The 251-nt window shown below is 40.2% G+C and carries 1 protein-coding gene; it reads right to left on the reverse strand.

Annotated elements, in window-relative coordinates:
* Window positions 1–251: hypothetical protein (locus tag ACFINS_RS10855; protein ID WP_375706278.1), on the reverse strand; the 251-nt coding region annotated here is incomplete at both ends.

A 251-nucleotide genomic window follows, 5' to 3' on the forward strand; every position in this document is an offset into this window, starting at 1 on the left:
CAATCACCGCGAGTCCAACGATGATAGCGCGCAACATCAACCTTATAGGCTATTGGATAATCCTCAATCACTTCTACATCACTTACTAAAGCTGTACGGGCATATCCTCCTTCCAACAGATCATGACTGAGAACGGTATTTTCTTTAATTTTGCCATTGAGTGCTTTTTCAAAGGCATCAATGTTATAAAGGCCTTTTCCGACAAAAGTTCCTTCTCCCAAAAGATCTTGATAGGTATCAGAAACAGCAAA

The sequence above is a fragment of the Bartonella sp. AA2SXKL genome, from assembly GCF_042197205.1.
Classification (GTDB): domain Bacteria; phylum Pseudomonadota; class Alphaproteobacteria; order Rhizobiales; family Rhizobiaceae; genus Bartonella.